At 59.6% G+C, this 20367-nt stretch carries 27 protein-coding genes and 1 tRNA gene; 11 read left to right on the forward strand and 17 right to left on the reverse strand.

What is annotated here, in order from left to right:
- Positions 1-106 precede the first annotated feature (106 nt).
- The 6 genes from J4E08_RS22445 to J4E08_RS22470 form a co-directional block, all read right to left on the reverse strand.
- On the reverse strand, positions 107-442 hold the full coding sequence (locus J4E08_RS22445; RefSeq protein WP_349540399.1) for an HNH endonuclease: 336 nt from the start codon (positions 440-442) through the stop codon (positions 107-109).
- Positions 443-567: 125 nt separating this feature from the next.
- Complete coding sequence (locus tag J4E08_RS22450; protein ID WP_349540400.1) at positions 568-1242, reverse strand: hypothetical protein; 675 nt, start codon at positions 1240-1242, stop codon at positions 568-570.
- Positions 1239-1823: a hypothetical protein gene (locus tag J4E08_RS22455; protein WP_349540401.1), complete on the reverse strand. Its 585-nt coding sequence runs from the start codon at positions 1821-1823 to the stop codon at positions 1239-1241. The genes J4E08_RS22450 and J4E08_RS22455 overlap by 4 nt, the downstream gene beginning before the upstream one ends.
- A gap of 178 nt (positions 1824-2001) precedes the next feature.
- The gene (locus tag J4E08_RS22460) at positions 2002-2631 is read right to left on the reverse strand and encodes a hypothetical protein (RefSeq protein WP_349540402.1); all 630 of its coding nucleotides are present in this window, start codon (positions 2629-2631) and stop codon (positions 2002-2004) included.
- A gap of 97 nt (positions 2632-2728) precedes the next feature.
- The gene (locus J4E08_RS22465; RefSeq protein WP_349540403.1) at positions 2729-3094 is read right to left on the reverse strand and encodes a hypothetical protein; all 366 of its coding nucleotides are present in this window, start codon (positions 3092-3094) and stop codon (positions 2729-2731) included.
- Positions 3078-3368 (reverse strand): hypothetical protein, encoded by a 291-nt coding sequence (locus J4E08_RS22470; RefSeq protein ID WP_349540404.1) that lies wholly within the window; start codon positions 3366-3368, stop codon positions 3078-3080. The genes J4E08_RS22465 and J4E08_RS22470 overlap by 17 nt, the downstream gene beginning before the upstream one ends.
- A 98-nt stretch (positions 3369-3466) precedes the next feature.
- On the opposite strand from J4E08_RS22470, the gene J4E08_RS22475 reads away from it, so the two are divergent.
- The 8 genes from J4E08_RS22475 (at position 3467) to J4E08_RS22505 (ending at position 6976) form a co-directional block, all read left to right on the forward strand.
- Positions 3467-3832, forward strand: a complete 366-nt coding sequence (locus J4E08_RS22475; RefSeq protein ID WP_349540405.1) for a hypothetical protein — start codon at positions 3467-3469, stop codon at positions 3830-3832.
- Positions 3833-3863: 31 nt separating this feature from the next.
- The gene (locus J4E08_RS24625; RefSeq protein WP_502949311.1) at positions 3864-4124 is read left to right on the forward strand and encodes a helix-turn-helix domain-containing protein; all 261 of its coding nucleotides are present in this window, start codon (positions 3864-3866) and stop codon (positions 4122-4124) included.
- Positions 4125-4265: 141 nt separating this feature from the next.
- The gene (locus J4E08_RS22480; RefSeq protein ID WP_349540406.1) at positions 4266-4697 is read left to right on the forward strand and encodes a hypothetical protein; all 432 of its coding nucleotides are present in this window, start codon (positions 4266-4268) and stop codon (positions 4695-4697) included.
- On the forward strand, positions 4694-5041 hold the full coding sequence (locus tag J4E08_RS22485; RefSeq protein WP_349540407.1) for a hypothetical protein: 348 nt from the start codon (positions 4694-4696) through the stop codon (positions 5039-5041). Before J4E08_RS22480 ends, J4E08_RS22485 begins: the two co-directional genes overlap by 4 nt.
- Before the next feature lie 38 nt (positions 5042-5079).
- Positions 5080-5295 (forward strand): hypothetical protein, encoded by a 216-nt coding sequence (locus tag J4E08_RS22490; RefSeq protein ID WP_349540408.1) that lies wholly within the window; start codon positions 5080-5082, stop codon positions 5293-5295.
- Complete coding sequence (locus tag J4E08_RS22495; protein WP_349540433.1) at positions 5295-5975, forward strand: hypothetical protein; 681 nt, start codon at positions 5295-5297, stop codon at positions 5973-5975. Before J4E08_RS22490 ends, J4E08_RS22495 begins: the two co-directional genes overlap by 1 nt.
- A gap of 14 nt (positions 5976-5989) precedes the next feature.
- Positions 5990-6235, forward strand: coding sequence for a helix-turn-helix domain-containing protein (locus J4E08_RS22500; RefSeq protein ID WP_349540409.1), 246 nt, complete (start codon positions 5990-5992; stop codon positions 6233-6235).
- A gap of 36 nt (positions 6236-6271) precedes the next feature.
- Complete coding sequence (locus J4E08_RS22505; RefSeq protein WP_349540410.1) at positions 6272-6976, forward strand: HNH endonuclease; 705 nt, start codon at positions 6272-6274, stop codon at positions 6974-6976.
- 59 nt (positions 6977-7035) lie between these two features.
- Here the strand turns inward: J4E08_RS22505 and J4E08_RS22510 are convergent, their stop codons facing one another.
- The 5 genes from J4E08_RS22510 to J4E08_RS22530 all read right to left on the reverse strand — a co-directional run bounded on the left by J4E08_RS22510 (position 7036) and on the right by J4E08_RS22530 (position 11154).
- Positions 7036-7431 carry a thermonuclease family protein gene (locus tag J4E08_RS22510; protein WP_349540411.1) on the reverse strand — a complete coding sequence of 132 codons (396 nt, stop codon included), beginning with the start codon at positions 7429-7431 and terminating at the stop codon, positions 7036-7038.
- A 342-nt stretch (positions 7432-7773) separates the two neighbouring features.
- Positions 7774-8034, reverse strand: coding sequence for a hypothetical protein (locus J4E08_RS22515; protein WP_349540412.1), 261 nt, complete (start codon positions 8032-8034; stop codon positions 7774-7776).
- A 228-nt stretch (positions 8035-8262) separates the two neighbouring features.
- On the reverse strand, positions 8263-9195 hold the full coding sequence (locus tag J4E08_RS22520) for a tyrosine-type recombinase/integrase (protein WP_349540413.1): 933 nt from the start codon (positions 9193-9195) through the stop codon (positions 8263-8265).
- Positions 9196-9384: 189 nt separating this feature from the next.
- Positions 9385-9460, reverse strand: a tRNA-Thr gene (locus tag J4E08_RS22525).
- A 47-nt stretch (positions 9461-9507) separates the two neighbouring features.
- A complete protein-coding gene (locus tag J4E08_RS22530) occupies positions 9508-11154 on the reverse strand; it encodes an ABC transporter permease (protein ID WP_349540414.1) in 1647 nt (548 codons plus the stop codon).
- 87 nt (positions 11155-11241) lie between these two features.
- Here J4E08_RS22530 and J4E08_RS22535 point away from each other — a divergent pair, with 87 nt between their 5' ends.
- Both J4E08_RS22535 and J4E08_RS22540 read left to right on the forward strand, forming a co-directional pair.
- Positions 11242-12123, forward strand: a complete 882-nt coding sequence (locus J4E08_RS22535) for a hypothetical protein (RefSeq protein ID WP_349540415.1) — start codon at positions 11242-11244, stop codon at positions 12121-12123.
- 235 nt (positions 12124-12358) lie between these two features.
- Complete coding sequence (locus J4E08_RS22540; protein ID WP_349540416.1) at positions 12359-13249, forward strand: cation diffusion facilitator family transporter; 891 nt, start codon at positions 12359-12361, stop codon at positions 13247-13249.
- Positions 13250-13304: 55 nt separating this feature from the next.
- Here the strand turns inward: J4E08_RS22540 and J4E08_RS22545 are convergent, their stop codons facing one another.
- The 5 genes from J4E08_RS22545 to J4E08_RS22565 all read right to left on the reverse strand — a co-directional run bounded on the left by J4E08_RS22545 (position 13305) and on the right by J4E08_RS22565 (position 17868).
- Positions 13305-14042, reverse strand: coding sequence for a proteasome-type protease (locus J4E08_RS22545; protein WP_349540417.1), 738 nt, complete (start codon positions 14040-14042; stop codon positions 13305-13307).
- 152 nt (positions 14043-14194) lie between these two features.
- A complete protein-coding gene (locus tag J4E08_RS22550; protein ID WP_349540418.1) occupies positions 14195-15028 on the reverse strand; it encodes a transglutaminase family protein in 834 nt (277 codons plus the stop codon).
- Positions 15021-15962, reverse strand: a complete 942-nt coding sequence (locus J4E08_RS22555; protein ID WP_349540419.1) for an alpha-E domain-containing protein — start codon at positions 15960-15962, stop codon at positions 15021-15023. Before J4E08_RS22555 ends, J4E08_RS22550 begins: the two co-directional genes overlap by 8 nt.
- The gene (locus J4E08_RS22560; protein ID WP_183966276.1) at positions 15962-17386 is read right to left on the reverse strand and encodes a circularly permuted type 2 ATP-grasp protein; all 1425 of its coding nucleotides are present in this window, start codon (positions 17384-17386) and stop codon (positions 15962-15964) included. Before J4E08_RS22560 ends, J4E08_RS22555 begins: the two co-directional genes overlap by 1 nt.
- Positions 17387-17610: 224 nt before the next feature.
- Entirely contained in the window at positions 17611-17868 is a 258-nt protein-coding gene (locus tag J4E08_RS22565; RefSeq protein ID WP_183966274.1) for a DUF2312 domain-containing protein, read from the reverse strand.
- A 129-nt stretch (positions 17869-17997) separates the two neighbouring features.
- Between J4E08_RS22565 and J4E08_RS22570 the strand changes: the two genes are divergently transcribed.
- Positions 17998-18213, forward strand: coding sequence for a hypothetical protein (locus J4E08_RS22570; RefSeq protein ID WP_183966272.1), 216 nt, complete (start codon positions 17998-18000; stop codon positions 18211-18213).
- A 26-nt stretch (positions 18214-18239) separates the two neighbouring features.
- Here J4E08_RS22570 and J4E08_RS22575 read toward each other — a convergent pair whose 3' ends face one another.
- Positions 18240-20213 carry an enoyl-CoA hydratase-related protein gene (locus J4E08_RS22575; protein ID WP_349540420.1) on the reverse strand — a complete coding sequence of 658 codons (1974 nt, stop codon included), beginning with the start codon at positions 20211-20213 and terminating at the stop codon, positions 18240-18242.
- Positions 20214-20367: the final 154 nt, after the last annotated feature.

A 20367-nucleotide genomic window follows, 5' to 3' on the forward strand; every position in this document is an offset into this window, starting at 1 on the left:
CTCCGCGTGCGAGGGAGGCGGGTCTGCGCATCGGCCATTTTTTGCACTTTTGATGGCCCCCCCACGGTCGCCACGAGATAAGTATAAGGATAAGCCCGACCGCCCATCAGACGCGCCCCGACCGCTCTAGGCGTTGCTTTTCGCCGTCGTGATAGGCTTTCGACACCGCCTGAAGGTTCTCAGGATCCCAGAACAGCGCCAGATCGCCCCGGTGCGGCGTCTTGTGGTCGATCACCGGGCTGTTCGCGGCAGGATACGTGCCGATCAACATCACGCCGGTTGCTTGGCACCGGAAGCCGTCCCGCTTCAGGATGTCTTGGCGCAGGGTCTGCCAACGGCGGGTTTTATACCAAGCGCGCCACGGCTGCGCCGCATCGCGGGCGCGGTTGCGCTCCGCTTCGGATCCCGCCGCGCGGCCCATGCGCATAGGCAAAGACCCCAAGCGAGTTGGGACAGACGACAAACGGGTCAATGGGATACCTCCAAACGCAAAGCGCCCGCAGCGGTCTTGTGACCGGCGGGCGCAATTCAGTTCGGAGGCAATATGTCAACGGAAGCTCGATTGTGTCAAGCCGCTTTCTTCCAAGGCTGCATCGGTGGCATCGAAGTGGACACCACGAACAGATCCAGATCAACCCGGCGCAGCGCGCTCGACACCTCGAACAGGCCACGCCACCAATCAAGATACCCGCGACGGGCTGATGCGATGGCCGCAGAGGACGGCACAACGCGCACCGGGCACCAAGTGACGTCCCGCTGGCGTGAACGCCCTCGCATGAGATAGGTCAGGCGGTCGCACACTTCGACCCGCGCCTGCTGGCCGTACTGGTTCGGCTTACCCAAACCCGCAGGGATCACGCGCTGCGGCCCGAGATCCCAACGCGGCACGGACCGCGCCCGCGCTAACCGCGCCAGTTCCAGGCACAGCGACCACGGCAGATAGGCCCGCATCAGGGAGGCGATCACCTCGGCGTCGGGATGCGGATCACTTCGACCAATAGAGGTATCCACGCGAACGCCTTCACCGGATCGCTTGCCCAAGGACAACTGACGCATGATCGCGTATTCGGCCCCGGCGGCAGGTCGGTGATCTTCCAGCTCGTCGAAGTCGATAGACGCGCATTCGGACGCGAACGCCCACTCCAGCAGCAGCCGCACGCTGACCACCTCTCGCCCATCCGGGCCCAGCGGTTGACCACAGCGATGGCCGATCCGGCCCATCTCGATCATGTCGTGCATCATATCGCAGTTCCCCGCCTGCCCGCCTCGACCAAAGCAGTGGCGCGGCGCTCTAGATCTTCGTACCACACGAGGAATTCCTGATCGTCCAGAACAGGCGGGCGGCCACAAGCCTTGTTCGCACGTGCCCGCCGGGCTTGAGATCGAAAAGCGGCGGCCTGCTCTGCGACGGCCCGCTTCTCGCCCGCCAGAAGCGGCGGCTTCTTTTTCTTCTCCCAGAACAGAAACTCGGCAACGAGCCGATCCTCCGCGACCGCCTCCCGCCCCGCGGCAGAGGCAAACCAAGATGCAACGCCCGGTGCCTCCTCCAACGGTCGGGACTCAGCGAGTTCCGCATAGGCGAGAAATGTTGCGCGATCCGGCCAGAAGCACCGCGAACCACCCTCTCCCTTCGTGCGCAACGCACCAACCACCCGGCGGATACCCTCGTCGCTGAGGTAGGCAAGGTCATCACAGATCCGGTTAAGCCTCTTGCGTGCTTCGTCTTCAGGCGTTCCCTTGGGGAACCGGAATCCAAGACCTTCGACCAGCGCGGATCTGATCCGCCCGCGCTGCGTTTCGTTTTCGATCTTAGCACTGTCCATCGCAGTCACCCTTTCTCAGCCAAATCCCACGTTATCCACAGCCACAGAGCTTGAAGTTTGAGCGTCCCGTCAGTGTGGTTTCTTCTTCTTTTCTTTGTTCTGTTCTTTTCTTGTTGGGAACTGTTCCACCACGTGTGGAACTGTGCCCGGAACAGAAGCCCGGAATAATCCAATGATTTCAGTGCCTGAATACGCCAGCCATCTGCGCGGCGTGCAAAGACCGCTGGATCGAGACGAGGATCTGCGGCTTACGGCGCGGCCCCTGGTGGTTTTCCAGAAGCCAGTTATCGAGCCATTCGATGATCTCGGCGTTCGCCAGCGTCTCAGAGCTGACACCCGACTCGCGCATGGTCTCCACCAATCGGCTGCGCCGCATCGAAATCGCCTTTGCTTCGCTGCTCAGTGCCCGCTCTTCCCGTGCTGTCAGCGCGGCTTTCGCCATCCGGATCACATCCGGGTTGCCGTAGACCAACTCATCGCCAAACAAATACTCACGCCATCCATGCATCTGGTTCAGTGGCTCGCGTTTCAGCCCTTCCCACACGTCCCAGCGCACCCGGATCAGGCTCGCGATGTCCTCTTCGTCGTGCGGCAAAGACCCAACGGGTGTGCGCTTCTTCGATGCAAAGATCATGTTGAGCGCCGCGCCTTGCACGGCGACGCTGGCGCGCAGATGCAGCTTGCCAGCGAACCATTCATCTTGATGGAACATCGTGAAGAAGTCGCGCGTCAGATCCGGATCCCACAGCTCCCGAGGATATTCCTCGGGAGGGGCACCACCGACGACGGCAAAATCAGGCCTTGCCATTTAAACCGTCCTTTCTAACCGCCAACCAAGACAGCGCCTCGATCAGCCGCCAGCGCCGCTGCAACGCGCGATAGGCTGTGTGGCGATGTGGCTATAGTCACGGCGTCACCTCCCCCATGGCCCAAGTCCAAGCGAGGAGAAAACCGGCACCGGCGATCACCACATCGAAAAGGTTATCCAGGAAGACCCAACCCAACCGTCCGATCGGAAAAAACAACTGGACCACCTGAAGCGCGAGAAACACCGCCAGCATCGACCAGATCCCCGCACGAACCGCCGGGCGAAATCGACCGCCCAGCCAGATCGGCGAGACATAGAACCACAGGTGGAACAGGAAAAACGGCACGAGAAAATGCAGCAACGTATTGCGCAGCCAAAGGCCGGATTTCGTCACCAGCATGTCGACCGCCGCGCCAGAGACATCCGACATCATCAGCATCGACAGCTCACTTTCCAACCACATGACGCACCCCGCGAACCACTTTGTTCAAAACGGACACGCGACTTTCACCGCGCGTCATGACATCCATCACGGCAAACACCCCGACGCGGCAGCCAATGGCAAAGACCACGTCGAACGGCGGACTGGTTTCGCGCGCCAGCCAGTTCAGAACGGTTTTTTCATGCACATCGAGAAAGGCAGCAGCCGACCGGGCACAGCCGCGATCCGATCCCTCGGGAAACGCCATCCGCAGCAGGTCGGCAAACCGCTCGCGCGACACCTCCTGCAACGCCACGCGATTGACCGGCTGGAAAGAAGTTTCCTCACCGCCGCCCTTTTGACCTGCTTTCGCCCAAGATTTTTCCGAGGTGGCGACGGTACTATGGGGCCATGATGACCCAGATTGCATATTTCGCTTGGCCTGCCTCATGCCGCGTCACCCGCCGGGGGTTCGCGCCTGTCGTGCGCATCACAGAGCATTTTTGCTGTGACTTGTACGCCGTTTCGCTCTGCAACTCTCAAAACTGCGGCAAAGTGGCGGGCTGGTATCGCTTCTTTTACTACCCACCGATAGACCGCGATGGGTGCAACCATGCACTCATCGGCCAGCTCTTGGCGGCGCCCAATGGCGCAGATGATCTCACTAACAGAATTCATGATGCCAAAATGACTAATTTAGTCATCAGGTCAATAGGCAAAATAAGTTATTGCCCGGCCACCAAAGCAAGTGGACACATCCGACATGTCTCTGAAACCTGAATCAGTCTTACCAGCGGACGTGGCGGCAGCCATGAGGAATGACGCCGTCGGCAAGCGTCTGGCGCTTCTCCGACGCGCATTAGGTCGCTCGCCGTCCGAAATGGCTGACATGCTGGACATCCCAAGAACGTACTGGTCCAGATATGAAAATGGTCGCCAAGGCCTATCTGACACGGTCGCGGCCCTATTGGTTGTTCGCTTCGGTGTTTCCCTGGACTTCTTGATACTTGGGCGCTGGGATCGACTGCCCCTCGACCTCGCGGAAAAGATGCGAACACTCCCGCCTGAATAGGCAATCCAACGACTCCCCGGAAAGCGCCGCGCGAACAGCAAGCTCTTTCAAAACATCACCCAAGCAGCACCCCCTATCCAGAACATAAAGGGAACACCCCTCGCCGCGCGACCGTAAACCCGTGGCATCCAAATCGTCAAGATGACTATTTCAGTCATTTTTTTATTGCATAATGACTATTTCAGTCATAGCAATCGTCCATCATTTGATGGAGGACGCCCTATGCAACTTGCTTACACTCATCCTTCGGGACGCCAAGTTACACCAATGGAGGCCATAGCTACTGCGCATCTTCTCGTGACCAAAGGTCTGCCAGACCCCTTGATCAGCTTCGATACTTGGCTGGTAGCGAAAGAAGCCCAGCAACTTGAAGACGGCACCAGCGCCCGCATAACTGCAGACCGCCTGCGCATACTTGCCCAGCATCGGGCACGTCACGGCAATTGGCCGGTAATCCGTTTTCAGTTAATACCCAACCGCCCCACCCCGGCAGAGGCGCAGCGCCTTCGGATCAGCGCGCGTATCCAGAGCCACCTTGCGGCCTGCCGCGCGAACCAGGCTGACCAAGCATGACCCGCACACAGCTCACTGACAACGATCTACGACTGATCCAGCAGGGTGAAGCGTCTTGGAAAGACGAATACATATCGCCCATCATGCAAGCGATGCTTGTCATAGCCCTTCCCGACATTTGCGCGGAATTGCTCGCGCTGCGTGGATCAAAAACCGCTGACGGGGACCAGCTCGACCGGATCGAAGCTCTTGCCCAGCACGTCATCGACGACGCCGCCACCGCGTCCGCCCAGCTCGACACCATCGCAGTCAGCACCTCGCGCGCGGAAGCTATGATCACGGAGGTTCTGACAGCTCTTCACTGCGGGCACCGACCAACACAATCCCAGCTTCGCGAGGATTGACCATGCAAGAACGCGCAATCGGAAAACGCACAGCCGATATGATCCGGCTGCAGGATCCTGACACCCGCCAATATCTGCATTTGGACGCGAAACAAACGACACCGACACCCCACCTTGCATGGCTCGGCACACGCAAACAGGCGCTAAGACTTGCCCGCCGCGCAGCAGGCAACGGCGACGCATTCAACTTTGCCGTAATACCCCGCGGCATCTATGACCAAACCACATTGCACCCCGACAGGATCCACGAATGATGGCACTGCGCGCGCTAATTGTTTGCGAAACCTCGGGGGTTGCACGACGGGCTTTTGCCGCTCGCGGGCATGATGTCTGGTCGACCGACATCGAACCGGCAGAAGACGGGTCCAACCGGCATATCGTTTGCGATCTGCGCGACGGGATCTTGCTCGACGGTTGGGATCTGATCTGCGTCATACACCCGCCCTGCACGCGGCTTTGCCGATCGGGGCGACGCTGGATGTCCGGCCCCGGCAAGTGGACACCGCCCAAAAAATTGCCCAAAGGCCGCACGATAGAGGATCTGCGCGCAGAATTTGAGCTTGGAGTTGAGCTGTTCCTGACGTGCTGGAAAGCCCCGGTGCGGTGCAAGGCGATCGAAAATCCGGTGATGAATGATCTTGCCCGCGACCGAATGCCCGCCGACCTTCCCGCGCCGCATCTGGTCCAGCCGCACCAATTCGGCGCGACAGCCTACAAGGAAACCGGATGGTTTCTCGACAACCTGCCGCAGCTCAGGCCTACCAACCCGCTGCCAGAACCGGAACGCGGGTCGGATGAATGGAAACGCTGGAACAAAATTCACAGGATGCCCCCCGGCCCAGATCGCGCCCGCCTACGGTCGCGGTCCTTCCCGGAAATGATGGACGCCGCCGCAGAACAATGGGGGCGACATGCCCTTCGGCTGGCTGCATGACAAAGGAACTCGACATGACCCACGCACGCGGCCCGCTCACCGGCGACATGATCGCTACAAAGGCCGACCTTGATCGCGTCGAAAGTATTTTACTGGATCTTAAGCGGCAGCTCGACACATTGGCCCCACCGCAGGAATGGTTCGGCATCGATCAAGCCGCAGAAAAGCTCAATGTCTCGGCGTCGACGATCCGCCGACGCATCAACTGCGGCCAATTAGAAGCGCGAGGTATCGGTAAGACGCGGCAGGTGCGGCTTTAATAGCTATCCGAATTATCGAACTGAAAGAGCAGCGGCATGAATAATGAAGTGGATACGCATCCCATCACCAGAGAACTCCGTCAGGCTTTGTTCTCTGTCTGGGGCGGTAAGTGTGCATACTGCGATGCGGAGGCCGAGCAGGTGGACCATATCCACCCGCGGGCGCATGGCGGACCCGACCACGTTGAGAACTACGCACCAGCCTGCCGTCGCTGCAATCTCCGCAAATCCTCGATGATACTTGAAGCGCCGTATATCGGTATCGTCCAGCAATTAGCGAAGAGGCGAGCCTCCAAGGTTCTCGCCTCGATTGAGCGACCGGCGCGCCGCGGCAGTAGGGCTCGGATGATCAGGAACATGAAGGGGCGAATCTCGACGATCGATCTCGATTTGCCAACCTTCGCAATTGCGTGGACAGCGATACAAAAGCCATCTGGCGTCCCTCAGGTCGGGCATGGTGGAGCGCACCTCGGGGAAGTCGGTTGCACCATAAGCTGTCGCGGTAGGGATGACATTCTGAAGGCCTATCAATCCGCCGATCCCGCCTGGCAAGGACCCGTTGCAAGCGGACCATTGGTGCTCAACCGGCCAAGTTCTGATTTCACCACACTGTTCATCGACCCTCTACTCATCCGCGCCGCCAGTATTGCTCATGAATTGAAGGCAAAGTGCTTTGAGTTTGACGGGACATCACTTCCCTCCTCCTCAAGGATGTGCCGCCCCTGCAAATCACGCGTCTAATCTTTGCATGCCGAATCTGAACTTCCTCCTCACTTGGATCTGTTGCGCCAAGTTGCCGTTCAATCGCAGTACCCTGCCCGCCTGATCCGCGACTTTGCCGCTGGCGTCTCCAAATGAGAATACCGCCCGCCTGAGTACCTCTGACAGTCCAGCGCGTGTCCTGCAGCGATGACAGCAGCGCCAATATCCTGCCCGTCAGCGTAGCAGACCCCGACCCAGCGGTCATAGGACCGGTCGCCGTTCAGATCGCAGGTGATTGTTCGGCCCCGGAGATAGCCAACAAGCCAGCGCTTGGCGTTCTGCCCTGCGCGGGTTTTCAGTTCAGGCGCGTCCACGCCGTTCAAACGAACAGGGGTGCCATCCACGACTATCGTGTCAGCGTCTCTGACGTGGAGTGACTGAGCTGTGGCAGAGGTGGCAAAGGCAATGAGCGCCAAGTGAACGAGGCGTTTCATGCTGCATGACCTGCCAAAGTCGGGGCCGCTTGTAAAACAGCTCCTTGTAAAACAGCTCCTAGAAATCCAAGCCCGAGACCTATGCGCGCGTGTGACGCTTCATGGACCCCCCCCTTACCGAAGGTAAAGTGCGGTTAATCTTATCGTCGCGGCTGCCCATAGCACCGAGTTCGTTCCATCGCTTTAGAGCGTCAGCCTCAGTCACACCCAGAAGCGAGCGAACTGCCACCGCAGCTCCGGCTACAGTCAGAAATATTCCGGCTAATGAGCACAGGTCACTCCAATTATTCAAAGCCCAATTCATCCCACTTGTCCTTCCTCTGCCTTCCTAAAGAGCCGCTCCTATCTAGATCCAGCATATCTGCCGGGCTCACACCAGAACCGTAGCGAGACACCCTCTTGCGACATGAACAGGTCCGCAGCAGTCAAGCAGTTTGCCTGATTGTAAGTTGTCCCGCGCACCTCTGCATCAAAAGTCGCGATATGCACCCGCATCATCGGGTCCACTAACGAGGAGCGATACAGGGTAAAAGGTTGCGCCACACCATCTGCGAGCCCCGCGCCGGCCAAAACCAGCCACAGGACCATAGCTTCCCTAAACATGCATCCGCTCCTCATCTGGACTTCTGCTTTGACTGATAGGCTTCGACCTCTTCAGGGGTGGCCTCCGCGACCTGCGGAAAGAGAGCCGTCATCCGGCTGAAAGCTGTTGTTTCACACTTTGGGCAATCAACGCACTCGCGCTCCTTGCCGCCGGGTGCGTTCACTCCAGTCCAGAAAACATGGAAGTAACAGCCACATACCTTGCATTCTTGCATCGCCTTGCCCCTTTTAATCCAGCCGTGCCGCAATATCTGCCGCACTCTCACGGTAATATACATTCAACAACAGCTTTAGATCACGATGCCCGCTAATCTTTGCGAGCGTCAAAGCATCGACTTTGCGAGACATCTTGGTAAGCGCCCAAGCGCGTGCATCATGAAAGGTAAGATCTTCGATCGCAGCCTTGTCGCGCACCTTGCGCCAGAGCGCGTCAAGGTTTCTGGACGTAAGCCCAAAGATCGGCGTACCGTCGTCGACCTCCGGCAGCGCCTTCAACAACGCCACAGCCTCTGACGACAACGGAACATCGCGTGCGGTCCCGTTCTTTGTCATTTTCAGATGCGCCACGCGCCCGACAAGATCAACCATATCGGCGGTTAGACCCACGATTTCCCCCGCCCGCATCGCCGTCGCCCCTGAAAAAAGGAAAGCGTGAAACGCCCTCCCCATCAATGTGCCCAAGTTTTCCCCTGCGACGTGGCGCAGGCGGGACAGCTCGTCGTCGGTCGGCAGACGGTTGCGCGCGGCAGGCTCTTTCGGTTTCTTGACGGTCGACATGGGGTTTGACGGCATTAGCCCCCATTCCTTGACCGCTGTACTGAGAACAGAACCAATCAGGTTCATTTCGCGCTTGACCGAACCGGGGGCAACCTCACGCAACCGGCGATCACGCCAATCTGCAAAATTGCTCGCACCCAGATCACAAAGCCGAATCGCGGCGATCTTATCCCTTTTCAGCCTTTCGAGGCGCACGATTTCCCAGCGGTGCCCGCGCTTGCCTGGTGATACTTCTCTCAGGTATCGATCAAATAGACTTGAAAGGCTCTGCTCAGTCGCGACCTTTTCCCCGTTGACGATCAAATATTCCTGCCGCGCCGCCCAATCTTGCGCCTGGCGTTTCGTCGGCCACACTTTAGACCGCCGCACACCGTGCTTTTCCACCTGTGCGCGCCAGCCGTTCTTATGCTTTGCAATATTCGCCATCCCCCACACTCTCCCGCCGTGCGTGATTTGTGCGGGATAGTATGCGTGAAATTGACCACCAATGGAAGCAAGGCCACGCGGTCGTGGTAACTAAGCCCTTGTTAAGGTGTCAATTTCACTCAGGCTTGTGCAGCGATGTACAGATAATGGTGCCCCCACACGGACTCGAACCGCGGACCTACTGATTACAAATCAGTTGCTCTACCAGCTGAGCTATAGGGGCACGCCGCACCGTTTAGCCAAGTTTATCTCTCTTGAAAAGGGTGAATTTCAACGATTTGCGCGGGCCAGAAAACCGACCGCCAAAAGACCGAAGAGGATCACCAGAATGGCCGCTGGAGCAGCGCCGCCAAGGTTTTCCAAAGATGCCTGTTCGTGAACGCGCGTGGCCAGTGTTTCATAGTTGAACGGGCGCAGCAAAAGGGTGGCCGGAAGCTCCTTGACGCAATCGACAAAGACCAGCAGCAAAGCCGACGCCACGGAGGCGCGCATCAACGGATAGTAAACCGACGTCAGGACTTGGCCTTGATTTCGCCCCAGAGAACGCGCTGCCAGCGGCAAATTCGGCGAAACGCGCCCCATGGCCGCGTCCGCAGCCCCCTGAGCTATCGCAAAGAATCGGACGCAGTAAGCCAGAATCAAGGCGAAAGCCGTGCCCGTCATGACCAAGCCCGGGTCCCAACCAGTCGTACTCCAGATCGCATCGGCGACAGTGTTGTCGATGGCCGCCAGCGGGATCAGGATTCCAACGCCAAGAACCGCGCCCGGAGCCGCGTAACCGATTGTAGTAACCGGCAAAAGCAGACGGGGCAGCTTTTGCCCCGACAGCCGAACTCCATAAACGAGGAAGACCCCAGCCGCCACGGTGATGACGGCCGCCGTCCCACAAACGACCAGCGTGTTGAGCCCAGCCCGCCATAGTTCTGAATCAAGCCAGTTCTCTGCGTTATCGATCGCGTGGGACAGGATCACACCGCAGGGGAGAAAAAACCCGAGCAAAAGCGGCAAAGTGCAGGCCGCTGTCGCCATCCAGCCAAGACCGCCACGCAACGGGCGTCGCGCAACCGGTCTGTAACGTGTCGAGAGGTTGAAGAACCGCATCCGTCGCCGCGAGAGTTTTTCCAAAGTGACCAGCAAGACAACCAAGAGCAAGACAACCGAGGCAATCTGCGCCGCCCCTCCAGCATTATTGGCCTCCAACCAAACCGAGAAAATGCCCGTGGTCAGCGTTTGCACCGCGAAGTAGTCAACTGTCCCGAAATCATTAATGCTTTCCATCATCACGATGGCGACGCCCGCCGCAATGGCAGGCCGCGCGAGGGGCAAACCCACACGCCAAAACCGGGCAAAGGGACCTGCGCCCAGCGAGCGCGCGACCTCATCGGAACTGGCAGATTGCTCTCGAAACGCATTGCGTGCCAGCAGATAGACATAGGGGAACAATGCCGCCGCGAGCACCAGGATCGCAGCCCCCAGGGAGCGAATCTCCGGGAACCAGTAATCCTGCGCATTCGTCCACCCGAACATCCTCCGCAACGTGGTTTGCACCGGCCCGGCATATTCAAGAAAATCCACCAGCGCGTAGGCCCCGACATAGGCCGGAATACCCAAAGGAAGCAGCAAGAGCCACTCCAGCCAGCGCCGTCCGGGGAAATCATAGCGGGCCACAAGCCACGCGGCCCCGGTTCCCACAATCGCCGCCAGAATACCGACCCCTAACATCAGCTTGGCCGTCGTCATGAGGTAGCGCGGCAATGTGGTGGAAATCAGATGCGGCCAGATGTTTTCTTTCGGGAAGAGAGCGATGCCAAACACGGCGATGATCGGCGCCACAACCACCAGCGCGATCAACGCGGCCCCCACGGACCAGCGACTGGGTAGACGAAAGTTGCGTCGGCCTGTTTCAATCATTGCCATGCGCGGTCCCTTTCTGCGGTTTCGCTTTCGCAGAAAAAGCCTATAGTGGTGCCTCTGTCCAACTAAAACCCTAAGAAATCAGTTCAGATGCAGGTAATCCTTCATACAGGCGTGCATTGCACCGATGAGGATCAGATTCTCAAGTGCTTGCTGCGCAACGCCGAAGCATGGCGCCACGAGGGCGTGGCAATTCCGGGACCATCCAACTATCGGAACTTGCTGGCAGACTCGATTTCCAAGCTCAAGGGATCCGTACCGGCAGACGACGTCCGCGAGGTTCTGCTGGATGCCATCCTGAGCGAAGACCCGAGCAAAATTGATCGTCTTGTTCTATCCAACGAGAATTTCTTTTCGGTGCCGAAGCTGGCATTCCAAAATCAGGTTCTTTATCGCTGGGCTGAGCAGAGGTTGGAAACCTTTTCGCACATTTTCGCCCGTGACGAGTTGGAGATTCACATGGGTTTGCGGGATCCCGCGACCTTTTTGCCGGCGACCTTTGCGGCCACGCCCCATGCAACGTTCGAGAGCTTCATGAACGGTGTGGACCCGATGCAGATGCGGTGGTCCAGCCTTGTGCACCGGATACGTGACCGGTTGCCGCATGTGCCCATCACTCTCTGGTGCAACGAGGACACGCCGCTGATCTGGGGCCAGATCATCCGCGAAATGGCCGGAATCGATATCACGCGACGCATCTCTGGGGCCTTTGACGTGTTCAGCAAGATTATCGACCGAGAAGGGATGCGACGCTTCCGCGCCTTCATAGCTGAGAACCCGGACATCAATGAGCGACAGAAGCGCAAGGTTATGGCTGCATTCCTCGACAAATATGCCAAGGACGAGGAGATCGAAGAGTCCGTCGACCTGCCCGGTTGGGATGCTGTCTATGTGGATATGCTGACCGAACTGTACGAGGAAGATCTCGAGAAAATCGGGCGGATGCCGGGCGTTACCCTGATCACGCCTTGACGACACGGGGCCATACGCACGGGTGCGAAGGTCAGGACCGCAATGCCGGAGGATCGACCGTATCCGCGTCTCAAGCATTTGAAAGGCTCATTGCGCGCGAACCGTTTTGATTAGACCTTCAGAGGCGGCCAGCCTTTGAGATGCCCGCCACAACAAAGTACACCCAATCGGACAGACCGGGTTGAGCCCCTTGATCACCGACTGTATCGGGAAGCCACGGATGAATGAGGGCAGCATGAACACCAAATTGCAACTTGCGGTGGGCAGCCTGATCATTGGGGCTGTGGTGCTCGCGCTAAAGACGCTGGCGTGGTGGCTGACCGGGTCCGTGGCACTGTTGTCTGATGCGCTGGAAAGCACCGTCAACCTCGGCACGGCTTTTGCCGCTTTGGTTGCAGTGCAGGTGGCTGCGATCCCAGCGGATTCGCAGCATCCCTTTGGCCATCACAAGGCGGAATATTTCAGCGCCGTGCTCGAAGGCGTGATGATCTGCGTCGCTGCGCTGTTCATTCTGAACGAGGCCTGGGAGGGCCTGCAGGCCCCGACCGTACTGGAGGCCCCTCTTGAGGGGCTGGCGGTCAACGGCTTTGCCACGGCGCTGAACGGGCTGTGGGCCTTTTTGCTGGTGCGTCGCGGGCGCGCGCTGAAGTCGCCTGCGCTGGTGGCGGATGGCAAACACCTTTGGACCGATGTCGTGACCTCTGCCGGGGTGGCAGTGGGGGTTCTTCTGGCCCTGATGACTGGCTGGTGGCTGCTTGATCCGTTGATGGCAATGCTGGTTGCCGCGAACATCCTGTGGTCCGGCTGGCGGGTGATGAGCTCATCGCTGAGTGGCTTGCTGGACGAGTCGGTGCCAGAGAACGAGCTGGTCCGCATCCGTGAGGTCATCGCCGAAAATGCCGACGGCGCGGTGGAGGCACATGATCTGCGAACCCGCCACGCCGGGTCAGCGACCTTCGTCGAATTTCACCTTGTCGTTCCGGGCGAGATGACGGTGTTCGACGCCCACGAAATTTGCGACCGCGTCGAACAAGCGATGCACGACGCCGTGCCCGAAAGCCGCGTTACGATCCATGTTGAGCCAGAGCACAAATCAAAGCACCAAGGAATTGTTGTGCTCGATTAAGCAGCCGCTTGGGGTGTCGCGGCGCAGCCCGCACATCCCAAGCCCAAAGCGTCGCTTAGTCGTCGAAGCTGAACGGGGCCAAGCTGTCGAGCGTGTCTTTAAGCGCCTGACCCCAGCCCTGTGAAATCGATTGAAAGTAAGGCGCATCGCCCTCCACGCGGCCAACCACGCTGGTTTTCAGGCTGTCAGTCGTATAGCAATGGTAATCCACAGGCATACCCACGGTCAGGTTTGCCTTGATCGTGGAGTCAAAGCTGACAAGAAGCAACTTCATTGCCTCCTCGAAAGACATGTCCGGGTCATAGGCACGCACCAGGATCGGGCGGCCGTACTTGATCTCGCCCGTCTGAAAGAACGGCGTATCTTCAGAGGCTTCGATAAAGTTGCCCTCGGGGTATATCAGGAAAAGGCGCGGCGGATTTTCCCCGATCTGACCACCCAGCAGCAGCGTCGCGTTGAAGGCAGTGTCGGCCCGCTGACCAGAGTTCGCCTGGCGGTCGATAACGTCGCGCAGGGTTTCCCCCACAAGACGCGCGGCCTGAAACATCGACGGCACCGCAAGCAAAGACGGAGCCCGCTCCGAAGGCGCCTTCAGCCTTTCGTCCAATTCGGACACGACGGCCTGTGTGGTGGCGAGGTTACCAGCGCTCATCAACGTGATGCAGCGCTCCCCCTCCTCTTCCCAAATCGACATCTTGCGAAAGGTCGAGATGTTGTCGAGGCCCGCGTTCGTCCGGGTGTCTGACATGAACACCAGTCCGCGGTTCAGCATCATTCCGACGCAATAGGTCATTTTGCTCCACTCCTGCTCAGCAGAAAGGGTTTAGGACCATGTCGAGCCAGCAATCAAGTGCGATATCGTCGCAATTCAACACAGGCATGGTGCATTCTTATAAAATGGCGGCGCCGTGGCTGGACGGCGCATGACGCGCGCCCTCCCCCGGTCTATTGGGATTGGCTTTGCGATTGTGACTGGCGGGCGACCTCTATGGCGACGGACAGGGTCTCCGTATCGCCGCCGGACCGCAGACCGTTGACAGGCGCGGCCTCGGCATAATCCAGACCCACAGCCACGCGCACATAGCGTTCATCCGGACACATTTCGTTGGCAGGATCAAAGCCGACCCAGCCAAGATCGGGCACATGGATCTCGGCCCAGGCGTGCATGGCCTGCTGCTGTGTGCGGTCATCCATCATCAGGTAGCCGGAAACGTAGCGTGCGGCCAGACCGGCCTCGCGGGCGCAGGCGATCATCACATGCGCATGATCCTGGCACACCCCTCGCCCGGCAGCCAGCGCCTCCTCGGCGGACCAATCGCTCTCGGAGCTGCCGGTCTCATAGACGACCGATTTGGCGATAGCTGGCATCAACGCGTGGCATCTGCCCAGTTCGTTGCCCGCATCGACGGATTTCAGCAACGCCTTGATCGCAGGCCCGGCCTTGGTGCGCTCGGTCACGCGCTTGTACAGCCACAAAGGCACCGGCCCCGTGTGACGCCCGATCACGCCGTTGGACTCGCTCAACTCCACCTCGCCTTCGCAATGCACGGCCAATTCGGTGCAGTCGCGCTCAAAGGTGATGAGATCCACGCAGTTGCCGTGCTGATCCTCGTAAGACACCTCGTGCACCGCCCCTTCGAGCGTCATTTTCCACTCCGTGACCTCCTGCGCGCGACGCGACCGAGGCCGCAGACGCAGCTGCTGCATTCCAGACGAAACCGGCGCATCAAAGCTGTAGCGCGTGGTGTGAGATATTTTGAGGCGCATGGGATCACTCATAGAATCGATAGTCGATTTCAATTTGATGCCCGATGGCGGCGATATCGCCGAGCACCTTCTGGATGTATTCATGCAGACCGTAGTCGAACACACCGTCGATGGACATGCGCATAAAACGCTGTTGCAGGTCTTCGGCCATCTGGGTGCTTTGCAGCCGAACTCCGTAGTCGGATTCGAGATAGTTCATATTGCCGAGGATCTTGGACGTGCAGAACGCGAGACTGCGCGGCATCCGGCGGTCCAGCGTCAGGAATGTCGCAATCCCTCTCGGCTCCAACTGCGCGCCATAGGCCATGCGAAACCCGCCCCGGCCAGACACAGACCGCAGCAGGATTTCCCATTGCACATTGTCGATGGACGACCCAACGGAGGCCACAGTCGGCAAAAGCACGTAGTACTTCACGTCAATGATCCGCGCCGTGTTGTCGGCCCGTTCAAGGAATGTCCCGATCCGGGCGAAGTCATACACATCGTTGCGCAACATGGTGCCGTGCGTGGCCCCGCGCACCATACCCGCCCGCTGCCGCAGCATGCGCAGCACCTTTGGCATGTCGCGGTCCGGCACCTTGCGCGCCAGCGAATCCTTGGCGACCATGTAGGCGGCGTTGGTGGCTTCCCAGACTTCTGTGGTCAGTCCGGTCCGCACCATCCTCGCATTCTGGCGCGCCTGGCTGATGCAGGACATGACCGATCCTGGGTTGTCCTTTGACCGCAGCAACCAATCGACCGCATGGTCACGGTTCACCTCGTCATAAAACGTTTCGTAAGCGTCGAGAGAGCCGGAGGTCTGGAGCACCGAGCGCCATTCATCCTCTGACGATCCAAGCCGTGTGAGTGCGATACGCTGACCGGTTTCGATCAGTCGCGCGATGTTCTCTGCCCGCTCAAGTGCGCGGTACATCCAGAACAGTCCGTTTGCAGTTTTTCCGAGCATCAGTCTTCCAGCACCCAGGTGTCCTTGGTCCCCCCGCCCTGCGAGGAGTTCACCACCAGCGAGCCCTTCTTGAGCGCCACGCGCGTCAGGCCTCCGGGGGTGATGTTGATGCCCTGCGGGCTGCACAGCACATAAGGCCGCAAGTCCACGTGACGCGGGCTCAGCCCTGCCTTGGTAAAGATCGGCACCGTAGACAGGGCAAGCGTCGGCTGGGCGATGTAGTTGGACGGACGTGCTTTCAGCTTCCTGCGGAAGAGCGCGAGATCCTTCTTGGTCGCCGTGGGACCGATCAACATGCCGTAGCCGCCGGATCCGTGCACCTCTTTGACCACCAGCTCTTCGAGGTTGTCGAGCACATAGGCCAGTGCCTCAGGCTCGGCACAGCGCCAGGTCGGCACGTTTTCCAGGAGAGGCTTCTCTCCGGTGTAGAATTCAACGATCTCAGGCATATAGCTGTAGATCGCCTTGTCATCACAGATCCCGGTTCCCGGCGCATTGGCGATGGTGAGCCGTCCGGAGCGATAGACATCCATGATACCGGGCACGCCCAGCCCGCTTTCGGGGTTGAAGTTCAGCGGATCGAGGAAATCGTCGTCGATCCGGCGGTACACCACGTCAATGGCCTTGTAGCCTTGGGTGGTTCGCATGCACAGCTTGCCATCCATGACCCGCAGGTCGTTGCCCTCGACCAGTTCCACACCCATCTGATCGGCCAGAAACGAGTGTTCAAAATAGGCGGAGTTGAAAATGCCCGGCGTCATCACAGCGACGGTCGGGCGATCCCCGGCAGAAGCAGGGGCGCAGGCCGCCAGCGATTTCAGCAGATCGGTGGGGTAGGTCTGCACCGGCTGCACGCGGTTGGTGCTGAAGAGTTCGGGGAACATCTGCAGCATCGTCTCGCGGTTTTCGAGCATATAGCTGACGCCAGACGGCGTGCGACCGTTGTCTTCGAGCACGTAGAATTCGTCAGGCCCAGTGCGCACAAGGTCAATGCCAACGATATGCGTGTAGATGCGCCCCGGTGGGGTCACCCCGATCATCTTCGGTTCAAAGGCTTCGTTGCGCGAAATCATTTCTTCGGGGATGCGTCCGGCTTTGACGATTTCCTGGCCGTGGTAAATGTCGTGCAAAAAGGCGTTGATCGCCCGCACCCGCTGTTCGATCCCCTTGGACAGGCGCTGCCATTCACGCCCCGAGATAATCCGCGGAATAAGATCGAAAGGGATCAACCGCTCCTCTGCCTCGGCGCGGCCGTAGACGTTGAAGGTGATGCCGGTCAGGCGAAACAGCTCTTCCGCCTCTCGTTGTTTTGCACGCAGTTCCTTGGGGTTTTCCCCCTCGAACCAGTTGTTGAACGTTTCATAGGGACGGCGAATACCATCGCCCATTCCGTTCATTTCATCGAAGATTGGCGTATCGCCCATCAAGCCCCCGCTCTGCCGACCCGTCACTTTGGAGTGTCGCTTTTACTTGTATGCTTTGACGCTAGTTGGCAGCCGCTCTCGGATCAATGCGAGACATTGCAAATTCATAACAAAGAGGTAAAATGCTTAAAAAAAAGGCACCCGATACGGGTGCCCTGCTCGCAAGTGCTTGGCTTTGACGGGCATTAAAAGCGCACGTCTCCAAGTGATCAAAATCAGTGCCGTCAGGCCATGCCCAGCGCGGCCTTGTACATTTCCAGCACCGCTTCTTCTTCGGCGATGTCGTCAGCGTCGCGCTTGCGCAGCGAGATCACCTTGCGCATGACCTTGGTGTCGTAGCCGCGGCCTTTGGCCTCTGCCATGACTTCCTTGATCTGCTCTGCGACCTCTTTCTTCTCTTCTTCCAGCCGTTCGACGCGTTCGATGAACTGGGTCAGCTCGCCTGCGGCGACACCATAGCTGTCACTGGGGGTATCCTGCATATCTTGCCTCCTGCGGGTTTCCGGATCGGATACAGCCGTGCGGGGCGCGCATCAAGGGGTTGCGCGCCTGCATAGGCTGCTTTACGCGAAGCCTCGTTTCAAACGCATCACGGACGAGAGGGTGGCACCATGGAATGGATTGTCTGGATCGGGGCGGCGCTGTCCCTCATCGGCCTCATCGGTCTGCTGATGAGCATCGTAAAGGTCTGGCGCGCCCGCAGTGGGCAGCTCAGCGATGACGAAATCCGCGAAACCGTGCGCCGCGCCATGCCGCTCAACCTCGGGTCGCTGTTCTTGTCGACCATCGGCCTGATGATGGTGATCGTGGGCATCTTCCTGATCTGAAGCGCGGTCAGGTCGGCGTTCCTGGTCTACTTGCTCAAGAACGTCCGACCGTATTTGATCCGCTCTGCCCAGGACGGGTCAGGCCTCCAGAACTCATGATCCGGGTGGTCCAGCCGCTCGAGCAGCTTCATCACCTTCAACATGCCCCATTGACCCGCGGCCATCATCGGCCCGCCTTTCACCCGCGGGAAATCCAGCGCCAGGATCGCCACCGCGTCGATATCCGACGCTTTATGCACCATCCCCTGGCTGACCATGCGCGCGCCGGCGTTGGCCATGGCCCCCACCAGCAGCATGACCAAGGTTTCCGGCGAGATCTTCTGCGCCCTGCGCTGGCCGTTCAGCAAGCGTCTCATGCCACCGGCAGGCTGCGCGCCGTCATCGGTCCAGTCGTAGAACCCCTGCCCCGAGACCCAGCCAAAGCGATCAATTTCCACCAGCAACGCAGACCAGTTCTCCGCCCCTTCTGCGCGTGGCGCCTTGGCCCATTCCTCAAGCCCGCTCATATCCCGAGAACGGAACGGCGCCCGCGTCCAGCCCCAAGCCTCAACGGCGGTATCGACCTCGTAGGGGTCCGCGCCAAGGTCCAGCAGCCCATCAGCCGCGCGATGCATCGCCGCCGCGAGCGTTCCGACGACACTCTCCCCGGCGGAGCGTACATGCACAGGCACCTTGTGCATCCGTTCCGCCAGCGCCAATCCATAGGCCACCTGCTCGGCCGTACCTCCCGGGCCCTGAACGATCTCGACCAACCGCGTGGAAAACACCGGCGGCGCAAAGCGCAGGCCAAGCGCGTCCACCTGCGCCGATGTGGCAACGGCGCGCACAGCACCACGCGGTGCCGGCATATCGAACGGGTCACGCGCTGCGTCAATAATCATATCTGCGCCGCCCATCATCTCGGCAGCGTCGCCCCAATGCAGCAACTTCAACCGCGCCTGGCTTTGCTCTGGTGACAGACCGCCACCCTTCACCCCGGCAGCAAGCACGTCGCGCAATTGCTCGACCCCATCTTGCAGCATGTCCGGCGACCGCGCCCCCCAGTTCACGCCGATCCCGGCATTCAACGCAGACACCGCGATCTGCATTGCCAGTGTCCCCTGCCCCAGAACAGCGATCCGATTGACCGCCGGCTGCACCGTTCCCTTGGGCAAGGCAAAGCGGCGGGCAAGCCGTTCGGCGGTAAAGGCATGGCGCAATGCCCGCGCCGCGTCAGAGGCAAGGCACAGCACAAAGGCGTCCTCCTCCATCGCGATGCCGGTCTCGAAAGGCAGAAGCGGCGCGGCCTCGACAAGATGCAGGACCTGCGCCGCTGCGCTCTCCTCGTCGGTCAGTTTCGCACGGCGCGTGGCAATGGCGTTGCCGTGGGCGCGATAATCGGCGAAGCCGTCGCGCAGATCACGGGTACGCCGTGGCCCGTGCCCGGTCGCCTGCAGCCTTTGGGCATAAGCCAGCGCACCAGCCCGCAAATCGCCCGTACAGGTCTCATCCACCAGCGCCAGCCCCGGTCCGCGCGTCATGGGCCAGGTCGCCCCCGAGATCATCATGTCCAAGGCCAGCGCCGTTCCAACCAGACGCGGCAGGCGCTGCGTCGCCCCGGCAGAGGGCGTCAGCCCCATGCGCACCTCAGGCAGACTGGCCCGCGCGCCGTCCAGCGCCAGCCGGTAGTGCGCCGCCAAAGCCAGTTCGAGACCGCCACCATAGACCGTGCCATGCAGCGCTGCGACCACGAGTTTCGGGCAGTCTTCGACCTTGGCGCATACATCCCGAAGGAAAGGCGCACGCAGACCGCTTTCGTATTCTGTCAAATTTGCCCCGGCCGGAAAGGTCGGCCCCGTTCCCATCAGCACAATGGTCTGCACCTGCTCATCCGCCTCGGCCCGCGCAAGAGCCTCCATCAGACTGACCCGCACCGCATGAGACAGCGCATTCACCGGCGGATTATCAACGCTGAGGATGGCCACACCCTCGTGCACCGAATAATGGAGACCTTCTGCCATATGCCTATCGCGCACCGCCTAAGCTGACGCACCCTTTATGCCCGAGTGACGCAGTTTTGCGCCATTTTATAGGTCAGTAGTATCCCAACCAGACAGGGAGGCAATTTTTTTGCCAGCTATTATGCTGATTTAACCCGAATATCTGGCTTCCGGG

Origin of the sequence: Sagittula sp. NFXS13 (assembly GCF_040148795.1) — a bacterium.
GTDB lineage: Bacteria > Pseudomonadota > Alphaproteobacteria > Rhodobacterales > Rhodobacteraceae > Sagittula > Sagittula marina.